This window comes from Saccharothrix australiensis, from assembly GCF_003634935.1.
GTDB lineage: Bacteria > Actinomycetota > Actinomycetes > Mycobacteriales > Pseudonocardiaceae > Actinosynnema > Actinosynnema australiense.
Map to the genome: position 1 here is coordinate 4,011,420 of NZ_RBXO01000001.1, position 13,265 is coordinate 4,024,684.

The 13,265-nt window shown below is 72.6% G+C and carries 11 protein-coding genes; all 11 read left to right on the plus strand.

Going from position 1 to position 13,265, the window contains the following annotated elements:
- Positions 1 to 7: 7 nt before the first annotated feature.
- The 11 genes from C8E97_RS17285 to C8E97_RS17335 all read left to right on the plus strand — a co-directional run bounded on the left by C8E97_RS17285 (position 8) and on the right by C8E97_RS17335 (position 13,244).
- Positions 8 to 676 (plus strand): hypothetical protein, encoded by a 669-nt coding sequence (locus C8E97_RS17285; RefSeq protein WP_121006658.1) that lies wholly within the window; start codon positions 8 to 10, stop codon positions 674 to 676.
- A gap of 372 nt (positions 677 to 1,048) precedes the next feature.
- Positions 1,049 to 2,062 (plus strand): NAD(P)/FAD-dependent oxidoreductase, encoded by a 1,014-nt coding sequence (locus tag C8E97_RS17290; protein ID WP_211347049.1) that lies wholly within the window; start codon positions 1,049 to 1,051, stop codon positions 2,060 to 2,062.
- Between the two features lie 366 nt (positions 2,063 to 2,428).
- Positions 2,429 to 3,754, plus strand: coding sequence for a lysine N(6)-hydroxylase/L-ornithine N(5)-oxygenase family protein (locus C8E97_RS17295; RefSeq protein ID WP_121006660.1), 1,326 nt, complete (start codon positions 2,429 to 2,431; stop codon positions 3,752 to 3,754).
- A gap of 32 nt (positions 3,755 to 3,786) precedes the next feature.
- Positions 3,787 to 4,155 (plus strand): cupin domain-containing protein, encoded by a 369-nt coding sequence (locus C8E97_RS17300; protein WP_211347050.1) that lies wholly within the window; start codon positions 3,787 to 3,789, stop codon positions 4,153 to 4,155.
- The gene (locus C8E97_RS17305) at positions 4,152 to 5,783 is read left to right on the plus strand and encodes a class I tRNA ligase family protein (RefSeq protein ID WP_121006661.1); all 1,632 of its coding nucleotides are present in this window, start codon (positions 4,152 to 4,154) and stop codon (positions 5,781 to 5,783) included. The genes C8E97_RS17300 and C8E97_RS17305 overlap by 4 nt, the downstream gene beginning before the upstream one ends.
- Before the next feature lie 11 nt (positions 5,784 to 5,794).
- Positions 5,795 to 7,036, plus strand: coding sequence for an ATP-grasp domain-containing protein (locus tag C8E97_RS17310; protein WP_121006662.1), 1,242 nt, complete (start codon positions 5,795 to 5,797; stop codon positions 7,034 to 7,036).
- Positions 7,037 to 7,156: 120 nt separating this feature from the next.
- Positions 7,157 to 7,528, plus strand: coding sequence for an avidin-fold protein (locus C8E97_RS17315; RefSeq protein WP_121006663.1), 372 nt, complete (start codon positions 7,157 to 7,159; stop codon positions 7,526 to 7,528).
- Complete coding sequence (locus C8E97_RS17320) at positions 7,525 to 9,339, plus strand: ABC transporter substrate-binding protein (protein ID WP_121006664.1); 1,815 nt, start codon at positions 7,525 to 7,527, stop codon at positions 9,337 to 9,339. Before C8E97_RS17315 ends, C8E97_RS17320 begins: the two co-directional genes overlap by 4 nt.
- Positions 9,336 to 10,640: a cation:proton antiporter gene (locus C8E97_RS17325; protein ID WP_246018951.1), complete on the plus strand. Its 1,305-nt coding sequence runs from the start codon at positions 9,336 to 9,338 to the stop codon at positions 10,638 to 10,640. The genes C8E97_RS17320 and C8E97_RS17325 overlap by 4 nt, the downstream gene beginning before the upstream one ends.
- Positions 10,641 to 10,689: 49 nt before the next feature.
- The gene (locus C8E97_RS17330; RefSeq protein ID WP_121006665.1) at positions 10,690 to 11,937 is read left to right on the plus strand and encodes an ATP-grasp domain-containing protein; all 1,248 of its coding nucleotides are present in this window, start codon (positions 10,690 to 10,692) and stop codon (positions 11,935 to 11,937) included.
- Between the two features lie 32 nt (positions 11,938 to 11,969).
- Positions 11,970 to 13,244, plus strand: a complete 1,275-nt coding sequence (locus C8E97_RS17335; RefSeq protein WP_121006666.1) for an MFS transporter — start codon at positions 11,970 to 11,972, stop codon at positions 13,242 to 13,244.
- Positions 13,245 to 13,265 lie beyond the last annotated feature (21 nt).

Consider the following 13,265-nt stretch of genomic DNA (forward strand, 5'->3'; position numbering starts at 1 on the left):
CCCCGTTGTGAAACCGGATCTCGCCACTTTGCGGGCCGCCGTCGAGGAGTTCGGCGGTTACGCCCAGCCGGACCGGTCGTGGGCGGCGCTGCTCGCCGCGACCGCGCCGGCCATCGACCTGTCGGTGCCCGCGCACCGCGCGGCGGCGCACCGCTGGCTCAACGCGTGGGGCTGCCGCATCCGCTACCCGAAGGACGGCGAGCCGCCGGTGTTCGACGAGGCGCTGGCGGCGTGGTGGGAGCACGGGCACGCCGCGCTGCCGCCGGCGGGCACGCGGATCGGCGAGCTGACCGACGAGGCGATCGAGGCGCTCGGCGACTGCTTCGCCGAGCTGTCCGCCGCGCCTGCCGCGGCCCGTCGCTCGCTCGGCCCGACGGCCGCGTCGAAGCTGCTGTTCGCCCTGCGCCCGGCCGGCCTCATGCCGTGGGACGACCTGATCGCGCGCGGCCTGCACGGCGGGCGCGACCGGGCGGCGTACACCGCGCACCTGCGACTGGGCCGCAGCTGGGCGCGCGACCTGCTCGCCGAGGCGGGCGTCGACGAGCAGGCGCTGGTGGCGCGGCTGGGCAGGCCGGGCCACTCGCTGGCGAAACTGCTCGACGAGTACTGCTACCTGGTGCACACCCGTAATTGGTCGGTCACTGACGGCGAGCGCCCCGTGCCAACGGGCGCGTAATTAACCGGTCACTTTCCGCGAGCTGGTGATGGCGCGGTCACGGAACGCTTTCAAGTGATTGTCCGACTACCCACGGAGAGCGGCCGATCGGCGGTGTCCGGTGGCTCTCCGGGATGCCGGCGGGCGACTCCATAGGGGTTCCTGATGAGTGCCCGCCGGCGATTCGGGAGCGTCGTTGACATCGCACCGACCGCGCTTACGATCTGCGTACCCAGGACGAGGGGAGACCGGGGTGCGTAGTTTGTCGGGTGGCGGAACGGTAAAACGCCACACATTGTCCGAATTGCCCGTCCGAGGGGCGGGTCACACTTTTTCCGGCACTTCCGGGGTATTCGGCGCGGGCGCGGCGGGCGGTCCGGCGTGAAGGTGGGGGTGATCGGCGGGGGCCTCGCGGGGTCGCTGCTGGCGTGGCGGCTGCGGGAGGCGTCGCGCCGGGTGCGGGTCGAGGTCGTCGTGGGTCGCCGCGCCACCCCGGACGCCTCCGCGGTGTCCGGCGGGCTCGTGCGCGGGTTCGAGCCGGACCCGGTGGCCTGCCGCGACGCGGCGGACAGCCTGGCGGAGGTCCGGGGCGACGCCCGGCTGCGCGAGGGCGGCGGGTACCGGGAGATCGGCTCCCTGTACGTGGTGCGCGCCGGTGTCGACCCGGCCGGGTCGGTGCGGGTGGTCGAGGAGCGGCTGCCCGGCTCGCCGGTGGTGGTGGACGCGCGTGTCCTGCGCGACCGGTTCGGGCTGCGCGACCCGGAGGGGCGCGCGGTGGGCGTGGTGGAGCGGCACGCCGGCCACCTCTCGCCCGCCCGGCTGCGCGACAGCGCGCTGGCGTGGGCCGCCGACCTCGGCGCGGAGGTGGTGCGGGCGGACGCCGTCGAGGTGCGCGACGGACCGGCCGTGCGCACCTGCGACGGGGCGGAGCGCCGGTACGACGTGCTGGTGGTGGCGACCGGCGCGTGGACGCCCGGTCTGGTCGACCACGGCGGCGCGCTGCGCGTCAAGCAGATCCAGTACGGCGTCCACCCCCTGGTCCTGCCGGGTGTCGGCGCGTTCGTGGACGACGACACCGGCCTGTACGGCAGGCCCTGGGCGGCGGGCGCGTTCCTGGTGGGCATGGGCGGCGACCGCTGGGACGTCGGCCCGGGGGAGGCGGCGCCCGACCGGGCGCTGGCCGACCGGGTCCTGGCCGCGGTGCGCCGCCGGTTCGGGGTGGTCGGCGGTCCGCCGGACCGGCTGGTGGCGTCGTGCGACTGCTGGTCGTCGCCGGCGGGGCTGCGGCTGCGGCCGGTCGCGGGCCGGCCCGGCCTGTGCACGTTCACCGGCGGCAGCGGGGGCGCCGCGAAAACCGTCGTCGCGGCGAGCCGCACGGCGGCGGGTGAGCTGTTGGCGGCGCGCTGATGGTGCCGCGCTGATGGTGCGGCGCTGATGGTGCGGCGCTGACGGTGCCGCGCGGAAATCCCGGCCGGCGGTCCACCCGGACCTTCCGGTCGGGATTCGGGCTGCCCGGAAAATGGGCCCGGAACCGTCGATAGGGTTCTTTTATCGACTCCATTCGGACGCGTCGGCGGACATCTTGTCGGCGGCGATCCGGTCACCTACGGTTCGTTCGTCAAGCCGGACCCGGCTTTCTCGACCGCCTGGCGCGGGAATTGTTTCCCCGGCGCCGGCGGACCTGAATTCCTGCCTACTCGGGGCGCTCGATCGCCTCCACCCGCGTGACGCCGCCGTCGCGGCGCCACCCACTTCGAGGTTTGGGAGAATGCGTTGGACCACCGGGATGTAGAGCTGCTGGCGATCGGCGCGGGGCCGGCGAACCTGGCCCTGGCCGTGGCGTTGGAGGAACTCGCCCCCGACCTGGCCGCCCGCACGCTCGTCGTGGAGCAGCACGAGGACGTCGCCTGGCAGCGGGGGATGCTGCTGCCCTGGTCGCAGAGCCAGGTGTCGTTCCTGAAGGACCTCGTGACCCTGCGCAACCCGCGCAGCGAGTTCTCCTTCGTCAACTACCTGCACTCGATCGGCAGGCTGGACGAGTTCATCAACCTCGGCACGTTCACGCCCTACCGGCTGGAGATCTCCGACTACCTGGCGTGGGTCGCGCGGTCGCTGCGCGCGGTGCGGCTGGAGCACGGCCGCCGCGTCGTCGGTGTCGAGCCGGGCGACGTCGTGGCCGGGCGGGTCACCGGCTGGCTGGTGCGGTTCGCCGACGGCGGCACCGTCCGCTGCCGCGACCTGGTGGTGGGCGCGGGCCGCGACGCCCACGTGCCCGAGCAGTTCGCCGCGCTGCCGAGGGAGCGGGTCGTGCACAGCACGGAGTTCCTGGACCGCGTCGGCGAACTGGACCCGAGGGCCGCGCACCGGGTCGTCGTGGTGGGCGGCGCGCAGAGCGCGGCGGAGATGCTGTGGTCCACCCACCAGGGCTTCCCGAACGCGCAGGTGACGATGGTGATGCGCTCCATCGGCCTCAACGGCTACGAGAGCAGCAAGTTCACCAACGAGCTGTTCTACCCGTCCTTCGTGGACACGTTCAACGCGGCGCTGCCCGACGCGCGCGAGCAGCTGCTCCAGGAGATGCACCGCACCAACTACTCCGGGCTCGCACCGTCCATGTTGGACAACCTCTACCGCACCATGTACCTGGAGAAGCTGACCGGCGCGGAGCGGCTGCGCATGATCACGATGGCCGAGGTGCCCGACGCGCGCCTGGACGGCGACGAGGTCGTGCTGACCCTGCTGGACCGCAAGTCCGGCGTCGCCGAGGAGCTGCGCTGCGACGTCGTCATGCTCGGCACCGGTTTCGTGAAGCGGATGCCCGCGCTGACCCGGTCGCTGGCCGCCGCCGTCGGCGTGGACGACTTCACCGTCACCCGCCACTACCGCATGACGCTCCCCGACTCGGTCGACGCCAGGGTCTACCTCCAGGGCGTCAACGAGTCCACGCACGGCATCGCCGACTCGCTGATCAGCGTGCTCGCCGTGCGCGCCGGCGAGATCGTCGGCGACCTGCTGGCCGGCCGCCCGGCGCCCGCCACCCCGGACGCCCGGCCGAGGTCCGACGCCGACCTGCTCGCCAGCGCGTCCCACCCCGCCTGAGCCGCACCCACCGCACGGAGGAAACCGACACCATGATGGAGATCCGCAAGCTCGACCGGGAGAACCTGAAGCAGGACAACGGCCTGGTGGCCCAGCGGCTGATGCCGTGGGAGCTGGTGAACGCGCCGTTCGAGGGCTCCTGGTGCGTGGTGCGGCCCGGCGCCGAGTCCGGCGCGCACGGCCACCACGAGTACGAGATCTGGGTCGCCCTGTCCGGCGAGTCGCACATCGTGACCGCGGCCGGCGAGACGCCGTTCGTGGCGGGCGACATCGTCCACTTCACGCCGCACGAGCGCCACCAGGTGGTCAACCGCGGCGACGCCGACTTCGAGTTCTACGCCATCTGGTGGGACGCCGAGATGAGCGAGAAGTTCGCCGCCCGCCACGAGGAGTCCGCGTGACCGACCGCGCGCGCCCGGCGATCGTCATCGCCGCGACACCCACCCCGAACGGCGACCTGCACGTGGGCCACATGGCCGGCCCGTACCTGTCCGGCGACGTCTACGCCCGCTACCTGCGCGCCAACGGCCGCCAGGTGATCTACACGACCTGCACCGACGACAGCCAGAGCTACGTCGTGTCCACCGCGCACCGCCGGGACACCACGCCCGAGGAGCTGGTGGCGACGTCGACGGCGCGGATCGAGCGGTCCCTGTCGATGATGGGCACGCTGATGGCGGGCCTGCCGCCGATCGACGACCGCTACCGCCGCACGGTGCTGGACTACGTGGCGGACCTGCACGCCGCCGGGCGGTTCCGGCTGCGCACGGTGCGCCTGCCCTACGCCCGCAACGCGGGCCGGTTCCTCTACGACGGCCTGGTCGCCGGCACCTGCCCGGTGTGCATGGCGGGCAGTTGCGGTGGCGCGTGCGAGACCTGCGGCCACCCCAACAACTTCGACGAGCTGATCGACCCGAGGTACACGGTCGACCCGACCGACCCGGTGGTCTACCGCGAGCACACCGTCCTGGTGCTGCCGATGGAGGAGTACCGGGAGCGGCTGACGAGCTACTACGCGTCCCGCACGCCGCGCTGGCGGCCCCACGCCAAGCAGCTGATCGGCGAGCTGCTCGCCCGCCCGCTGCCGGACGTGCCCGTCACGTTCCCCGGCACCTGGGGCATCGCGGCGCCGTTCCCCGAGACACCGGGCCAGGTCCTGTACCCGTGGATCGAGGCGATGCCCGCCGCGATCTACAGCACCTGGTGGGCGGCCACGCGGCACGGCCGCGCGACCGGCGACACCGACCACCTGTGGCGCGCCGAGTCCGACGCGGAACTGGTCTACTTCCACGGCTTCGACAACGTCTACCACTGGGGCCTGGTGGACCTGGTGATGCTGCTCGCCCACGGCGACCGGTACACCACGCCGGAGAGCAACGTCTGCAACGAGTTCTACGACCTGGACGGCGAGAAGTTCTCCACCAGCCGCAACCACCTGATCTGGAGCGCCGACCTGCTCGCCGAGGTGCCGCGCGACCTGGTGCGCTTCTACCTGGCGCTGACCGCGCCGGAGTACCAGCGCACCAACTTCAGCCGCGACGCGCTGCACGCCGTCACCACGCGCCGCCTGGTCGAGCCGTGGAACGCGCTCGCCGACGCCGTCACCCTGGCGCTGGTCGGCGTGGACGCGGCGGGCGAGCCGCGCACCACCGAGGACGGCAGGCGGCGCTCGGCGGCCATGCTGGAGCGCTTCCGGCTGTGCTACGAGCTGCCGAACTTCAGCCTGGGCCGGGCGGCGGAGACCCTGCTGACCCAGCTCGGGCGGCTGCGCACGCTGGCCGACGCGGTGGACGGCAAGCGCAACGGGCACTCGCCGGTCGCGCCCGGCGACCTGCTGCTGGAGGCGCGGACGCTGCTGGCGTGCGCCGCGCCGATCCTGGTCGACGTCGCCGACGCGCTGCACGCCGGCGGCGTGGACCTCGACCTGGGCGCGGCGCGCGCCGAGTCGGTGCCGGTGTTCCGGTTCCCCCGGCTGCCCTCGACCACCGCGCCCGCCGGGCGCGAACCCGCGCTCGACGGCGCACGTTAGGAGGCACCGCCGTGAAGCTGCTGACCGTGGAGACCCGCCAGTACCTCCAGTACTACCACTCGCGCTACCAGCAGGTGGAGGCGCTGGGCGTGGAGCTGTACGTCCTCAACGGCGAGGGCACCGAGGACTTCTGGCCCGCCGACCGCTACCGCCTGGTGGGCGGCAAGAACATCGACGACATGATCGCCGTGGCGAAGCAGTGGCACGCCGCGGAGGAGTTCGCGGGCGTCATCACCTTCTCCGAGGCGGCGGTGGTGGCCGTCGCCGCCATCGCGGAGGCCCTCGGCCTGCCCGGCATCGGCGTGGAGGCGGCGCTCAACAGCCGCAACAAGCTGTTGATGCGCCGGGCGCACCAGAAGGCGGGCGCGCCGATCCCCGGTTTCCGGTACGTGACGGAACTGGCGCAGGCGCGCGACGCCGCCCGCGAGTTCGGCTACCCGGTGATCGTCAAGCCGACGCTGGGCGCGGGCAGCCACTTCGTGTTCAAGTGCGACGACGAGGCCGAGCTGACCGAGCGCTACGAGCAGGCCGCCGCGGGCATCCGGGAGCTGTTCTGGGCCACCTCGGAGGCCGAGGGCGTCGACCTGGGGCCCAACGGCCTACTGGTCGAGTCGTTCCTGGACGGCAAGGAGTACCTGATGGAGGCCGTCGCCTGGGACGGCGAGGTCTACCTGGGCTCGGTGGTGGACCGGATCACCGCCGAGGGCGGCACCTTCGACGACGACGTGCACCACGCGCCGACGTCGATGAGCCGGGAGGACCTGGCCGCCGTGCACGAGGTGGTGAAGGCGGGCGCGCTCGCGCAGGGACTGCGGCGCGGCGTCATGCACGCCGAGGTGCGGTTCCACCGGGGCAAGCCGTACCTGCTGGAGATCGCGGCCCGCGTCGGCGGCGGCGGGCTGGACGAGATCGCCCGGTTGACCGCCGACCACGACCCGATCGCGGCGGTGGTCGACGTCGCCGTCGGGCGGCGGCCGGACGTGCGGCACTTCCGGCCCACCGGCACGCACATCACCGCCATGTGCCTGATCTCCGAGGCGGGCGTGGTCGACCGCGTGGTCGTGCCCGAGGAGGTCGAGCGGTCGGACCGGGTGTTCCTGCTCAAGATCACCGCACGGCCCGGCGACGTGATCCGGCGACCGCCGGACGGCAACACCATCCTCGGCTTCCTCGGCACCACCGGGGAGTCCGAACAGGACGCGTTCGCGCTGATGACCGAGTACGCGTCGAAGATCCGGGTCGAGTTCCGCTGACACCGGGCGGGCGCCCGGCACCGCGCCGGGCGCCCGACCGGTCGCGACCCCCTTTGCCCGAACCGAAACCCGGCGCAGCGCCCGGCGCTGCGCGCCCGAACCGCGTGGGGAGCGAGGAAAGTGATCAACTACGACGGCAAGAGGTTCCGGCCCGTCGCCGACGGCGCGCCCGAGGAGAGCCGGGTCGCCGTCTACCACCAGGACGGCGACCTGCTGTGGGGCGAGTTCCTCGGCGGCCGGGCCCGGCGCGGCGCGCTGACCGGCACCGCCGCGCCCGACGGCTCGCTGGACTTCGCCTACTGCATGGTGCTCGACGACGGCGAGGTCGTGTCCGGCCACTGCCGCAGCACGCCGAACGTCCTGTCCGACGGCCGCATCCGCCTCGACGAGGTGTGGGAGCGGTTCGGCGACCACGCGTCCAGCGGCGTGTCCGTGATCGAGGAAATCCCCGCACCGCAAGCCACCCGACCCGTGAGGACCCGCCAGCCATGACCTCCGCCAGCACCGCCGCCGCGCCCGCCGGTGGCAAGCCGCGCAAGGGCGGCGTGGTGACCTGGGCGTGCGCGCCCGGCTTCCCGCCCGCCGTGATCTTCCCGTTCACGCCCGCCGAGCGCATGGGCACCCGCAACATCCTGGAGTTCCAGGCGCTGATGTACCGGACGCTGTACTACTTCGGCAGCGACGGCACGCCCGCCGTGGACTACGCGCAGAGCATCGGCGAGCCGCCGGTGTGGAGCGAGGACGGCCTCACCGTCACCATCACCGTCAAGCCGTGGAAGTGGTCCAACGGCGAGACGGTCCGCGCCGACAACGTGCTGTTCTGGGTCAACCTGATGAAGGTCAAGGGCGCCCGGTACGGCGAGTACGTGCCCGGCTACTTCCCCGACAACCTCACCTCGTACGGGAAGCTGGCCGAGGACAAGGTGTACTTCACCTTCGACAAGGTCTACTCCAAGCACTGGGTGCTGTACAACCAGCTCAGCACCATCACGCCGCTGCCGAAGGCGTGGGACCGCACCGAGGCGGGCCCGGCGAACGCGTCGGGCGACCTCGCCGACGTGGAGGCCGTCTACGAGTACCTGATGGCGCAGCAGGGCGACATCGTCGACGAGGGCAACGAGCACCGCACCCGGTGGGCGGACAGCCCGATCTGGAGCGTCGTCAGCGGACCGTGGCGGCTCAAGAGCTACACGCTCGAAGGCGTCGTGACGTTCGTGCCCAACGAGCACTACTCGGGCCCGAACAAGCCCTACCTGGACGAGTTCCGGCAGGTGCCCACGTTCTCCGACGAGGAGCAGTACCGGATGCTCCAGGCCGGGCCGCACGCGGAGAACGGCATCCAGGTCGGCTACCTGCCGCTGAGCTTCGCCACCGAACCGGCGGTCGACCCCGTGGTGGGCGGGCCCAACCCGTTGGCGGGCAGCTACACCATGTACCCGCAGACGGCGTTCTGCATCCGCTACATCTCGCTGAACTACAACAACCCGACCGTGGTCGGGAAGATGTTCGCGCAGACCTACCTGCGGCAGGCGTTGCAGAGCACCCTGGACCAGGACACCGCCGTGCGCGACATCTACCAGGGCTACGCCTACCGGCAGAACGGCCCGGTCCCGATGTACCCGAGGACCGACTACGTGTCGCCGCGCCAGCGCGAGGGCGCGTGGCCGCTGCCGTTCGACCCGAAGCGCGCCAAGGAGCTGCTGGAGGCCAACGGCTGGGACACCAGCCGCACGCCCGCCGTGTGCGTGCGGCCCGGCACCGGTCCGGGCGAGGCGGGCGAGGGCATCCCGGCGGGCACCGAGCTGTCGATCCTGCTGCGCTACGTCGAGGGGCGGCCCGCGCTGACCCGGCTCATGCGCGGCTTCCGCGACGCCGCCGCCGAGGCGGGCATCGAACTGCGCCTGGAGGAGGTCTACGGCTCGGTCCTGGTCGCCGAGGACGCGCCGTGCAAGGCCACCGAGGAGACGCCGTGCCTGTGGGAGATGTGCTGCTGGAACGGCGGCTGGGCCTACCACCACCCGACCGGTGAGATCCTGTTCTCCACCGGCGCGGGCGGCAACTTCGGCTTCTACACCGACCCGAGGGCCGACGAGCTGATCGACCGCACCGTCACCAGCGACGACCTGGACGTGCTCTACGAGTACCAGGACTACATCGCCGAGCAGGTGCCGGTGATCTTCACGCCGAACTTCCCGATCCGGCTGTTCGAGGTCGCCGACGACCTGCGCGGGTTCGGTCCGGTCAACCCCTACGGGATGATCAACCCGGAGAACTGGTACTACGTGGAGGACGAGGACCGGTGATCCTCGCCGCCGCGCCGCCGAGCCCGCTCGGCGCCCACCAGATGCTGGTGTTCCTGGTGCAGCTGGCCGCGCTGCTCGGCGTGGCGTTCGTCCTGGGCAGGCTCGCGACCAGGTGCCGCATGCCCGCCGTGGTCGGCGAGCTGGCCGCGGGCGTCGTGCTCGGGCCGTCGCTGCTGGGCCCGCTGTGGCCGGCGCTGTCCGGCTGGCTGTTCCCCGCCGACCCCGCGCAGCTGCACCTGCTCGACGCGGTCGGGCAGCTCGGGGTGCTGCTGCTGGTCGGGTTCACCGGCATGCACCTCGACCTCGGCCTGGCGCGCCGCCGGGGCGGCGCGGCGGCGTGGGTCGGCGCGGGCGGGCTGCTGATCCCGCTGGGGCTCGGCTTCGCCGTAGGGTTCGCGCTGCCCGCCGCCCTGATCGGCGGCGGCGCGGACCGCCCGGTGTTCGCGCTGTTCCTCGGGGTCGCGGTGTGCGTGAGCGCGATCCCGGTCATCGCCAAGGTGCTGCTGGAGATGAACCTGCTGCACCGCGACATCGGCCAGCTCGTGATCACCGCCGCCGCCGTGGACGACGTGGTGGGCTGGTCGCTGCTGGCCGTCGTGTCCGGCATGGCGGGCGCGGGCTTCACGCTCGGCCACGCCGCGCTGTCGGTCGGCGCGCTGCTCGTCGTCGGCGTGGTCGCGCTCGTGCTGGGCAGGCCGGTGGTGAAGAAGGCGCTGACGTTCGCGGTCCGCGCCAACGACCCCGGCGTCACGGTCGCGGTGGTGGTGCTGCTGGTCGTGCTGTCCGCGGCCGGCACCCACGCCCTGTCCCTGGAACCCGTCCTCGGCGCGTTCGTCTGCGGCCTGCTGATCAGCTGGTCGGGCGTGCCCGTGCACCAGAAGCTGCGCGCGCTGCGGACGTTCGTGATGGCCGTGCTCGCGCCGGTCTTCTTCGCCACCGCCGGCCTGCGCATGGACCTCACCGCGCTGCGCGAGCCCGCGGTGCTCGGCGCGGCGGCGCTGGTCCTGCTGTTCGCGGTGATCGGCAAGTTCGCGGGCGCCTACCTGGGCGCGCGGATCGGGCGGCTGGGCCACTGGGAGGGACTGGCCCTGGGCGCGGGGCTCAACGCGCGCGGCGTCATCGGCGTCATCGTCGCGATGGTCGGCCTGCGCCTGGGCGTGCTGACGACCGAGGCGTACACGGTCGTCGTGCTGGTCGCGGTGGTCACGTCCCTGATGGCGCCGCCCGCCCTGCGCTACGCGGTCAAGCGCATCGCGGTCACCACCGAAGAGCAAGAGCGGGCCAAGGCGCTCAGCGTCTGACCCCGCCGCACCCCAACCCCCGTCGCATCGAGAAAAGAGGCACCGCGTCATGACCGGCACCCAGGACACCCGCCCGCTGCTGCTGGTGGTCGCCACCGGTATGCGGACCTACCGCGAGTACCTGCTGCGCTCCATCGCCGCCGAGTACCGCGTCCACCTGTTCCTGAGCACCGAACCCGAGTGGGAGAAGGAGTACGCCTCGGACTGGACCGTCCTGCCCAGCACGATGGACGGACCGGCGATGGCCGTGGCCGCCGCCGAGCTGGCCGGGCGCGAGCCCGTCGCGGGCGTGCTGTGCTGGGACGAGGCGCGCATCCACGCCGCCGCGTTCGTCGCTCGGGCCGTCGGCGCGCGCAACGGCGACCCGGACGTGGTGTGGGGCCTGCGCGACAAGGGCCGGACGCGGGCCGCGCTGGACGCCGCCGGCGTGGCGCAGCCCCGGTCCGTGCCGGTCCGGACGGTCGAGGACGCCGTGGCCGCGGCGGAGGTCGTCGGCTACCCGGCGATCCTCAAGCCACGCGGCCTGGGCGCGAGCCTGGGCGTGGTCAAGGTCGCGGACGAGGCGCAGCTGCGGGCGAACTTCGCGTTCACCAGCGCCGCGGAGGGCCCGGAGCCGGTGGTGTTCGACACCGACCAGCCCGTGCTGGTGGAGGAGTTCGTGTCGGGCGAGGAGATCAGCGTCGACTCGGTGGTGCGCGACGGCGAGGTGACGCCGCTGTTCGTCGCCCGCAAGGTCGTCGGCTACCCGCCCTACGCCGAGGAGGTCGGGCACTTCGTCGACGCCGCCGACCCGCTGCTCACCGATCCCGCGCTGCTCAAGGCGTTGCAGCGCACGCACGAGGCGCTGGGCTTCACCGACGGCGTCACGCACGCGGAGTTCATGCTCACCGCGTCCGGGCCGAAGGTCATCGAGGTCAACGGCCGCCTCGGCGGCGACCTCATCCCGTTCCTGGGCTCGCTGGCCACCGGCATCGACCCCGGCCTGGTGGCCGCCGCCGCCGCGACCGGCCGCCCGGCCGACCTCACGCCCACCCGCTCCCGCGTCGCCGGTATCAGGTTCTTCTATGTCGCCGAGGAGGACACGACCATCGGATCCCTCGGTTTCACGGAGAATGCGCTGCCCGAGGGCATAGAGCTGGCGGTCGCGGTGGCCAGGCCCGGCGCGGTCGTCTCGCCGCCGCCCAAGGGCACGGTCTGGGGCCGCATCGCGTTCGCCGTCGCCACCGGCGGCTCGCGCGAGCAGGTCACCGACCGGTTGGCCGCGGCGGAGGCCGCGTTCGACGTCCAGCCCGCCTGAAGTCCCCGCACACCCCCGAGAGATGTGAAGTGATGGCTACCCAAGAGAAGTCAGCGCACGACAAGCCGGCCGGGATCTGGACCACGTTCGCCGAGTCGCCGATGGCGGTGAAGGCGGTCCTTGGCGGCGTCTTCGTCAACAAGATCGGCGGCTTCCTCAACATCTTCCTGGTGCTGTTCCTCACCGCGAAGGGCTACTCCGCTGGCCAGGCGGCCACCGCGCTCGGCGTCTACGGCGTCGGCAGCGTGGTCGGCGTGCTGATCGGCGGCGCCCTCGCCGACCGGCTCGGCGCGCGCAACTCCACGGTGCTGAGCATGGCCGGTTCGGCGGCGCTCATCGCGGCGCTGCTCTACCTGCCCAGCTACCCGCTGCTGATCGTGGCCACGGCGCTGGTCGGCGCGGTCGGCCAGGTCTACCGGCCCGCGTCGGCGACCCTGCTGTCGGAGCTGACCGACGACGACCGCCAGGTCATGATCTTCGCGATGTACCGGTTCGGGCTCAACCTGGGCACGACCGCCGCGCCGCTGATCGGGTTCGCGCTCTACCAGTGGGGCGGTGACAGCTACCACCTGCTGTTCTGGGGCGAGGCGCTGGTGGCGCTGGCGTACGCGGTGCTGGCGCACCTCGCGCTGCCGTCCAAGGCGGAGGAGAAGCGCGTCCGCGCCGGCGGCGACGCCGCGGCGCCCGCCGCGACCGGCAGCTACGCGGACGTGTTCCGCGACCGCCGCTACCTGGCGTTCCTGCTGGTGGTGTTCATCAACGGCGTGGTGTACGTGCAGTACCTGTCGACGCTGCCGCTGGACGTGGCGAAGTCCGGGGTGCCGATCTTCTGGTACACCTTCGCGGTCGCCCTCAACGGCGCGGTGGTGATCCTGTTCGAGCTGCTGGTGACCAAGACGACGCAGAACCTGCCCGCCAAGGTGGTCGTCGCGACGTGCTTCGTGCTGCTGGGGCTGGGCGTGGCCGTGTACGGCCTGCCGCTGGGGCCGGCCGTGATCATCGCGGGCACGCTGCTGTGGACGCTGGCGGAGATCATCGGCGGCCCCGTGGTGTTCTCCTACCCCGGCCTGGTCGCGCCCGCGCACCTCAAGGGCCGCTACATCGGCAGCTTCCAGTTCGTCTACGGCCTGGGCGCGGCGGCCGGCCCGATCGTGGGCGGTTTCCTGTTCCTCCGGATCGGGCACGCGGTGTGGCCGGTGCTGGGCGCGTTGTCCTTCGTGGCGGCGGTGATCGGGTTCGTGGCGACCAAGAGCACGAAGAGGGGGACGCCGGCGGAACCGGTGGAGGAGCCGGTGGCGCAGGGCTGACATCGCGGTCCCTCCCACGTC

Excerpts from the sequence above, each read along its gene's own strand:
- C8E97_RS17300 (WP_211347050.1), top strand. The coding sequence starts at position 3,787 with ATGATGGAGATCCGCAAGCTCGACCGGGAGAACCTGAAGCAGGACAAC.
- C8E97_RS17320 (WP_121006664.1), top strand. The coding sequence starts at position 7,525 with ATGACCTCCGCCAGCACCGCCGCCGCGCCCGCCGGTGGCAAGCCGCGC.
- C8E97_RS17330 (WP_121006665.1), top strand. The coding sequence starts at position 10,690 with ATGACCGGCACCCAGGACACCCGCCCGCTGCTGCTGGTGGTCGCCACC.
- C8E97_RS17335 (WP_121006666.1), top strand. The coding sequence starts at position 11,970 with ATGGCTACCCAAGAGAAGTCAGCGCACGACAAGCCGGCCGGGATCTGG.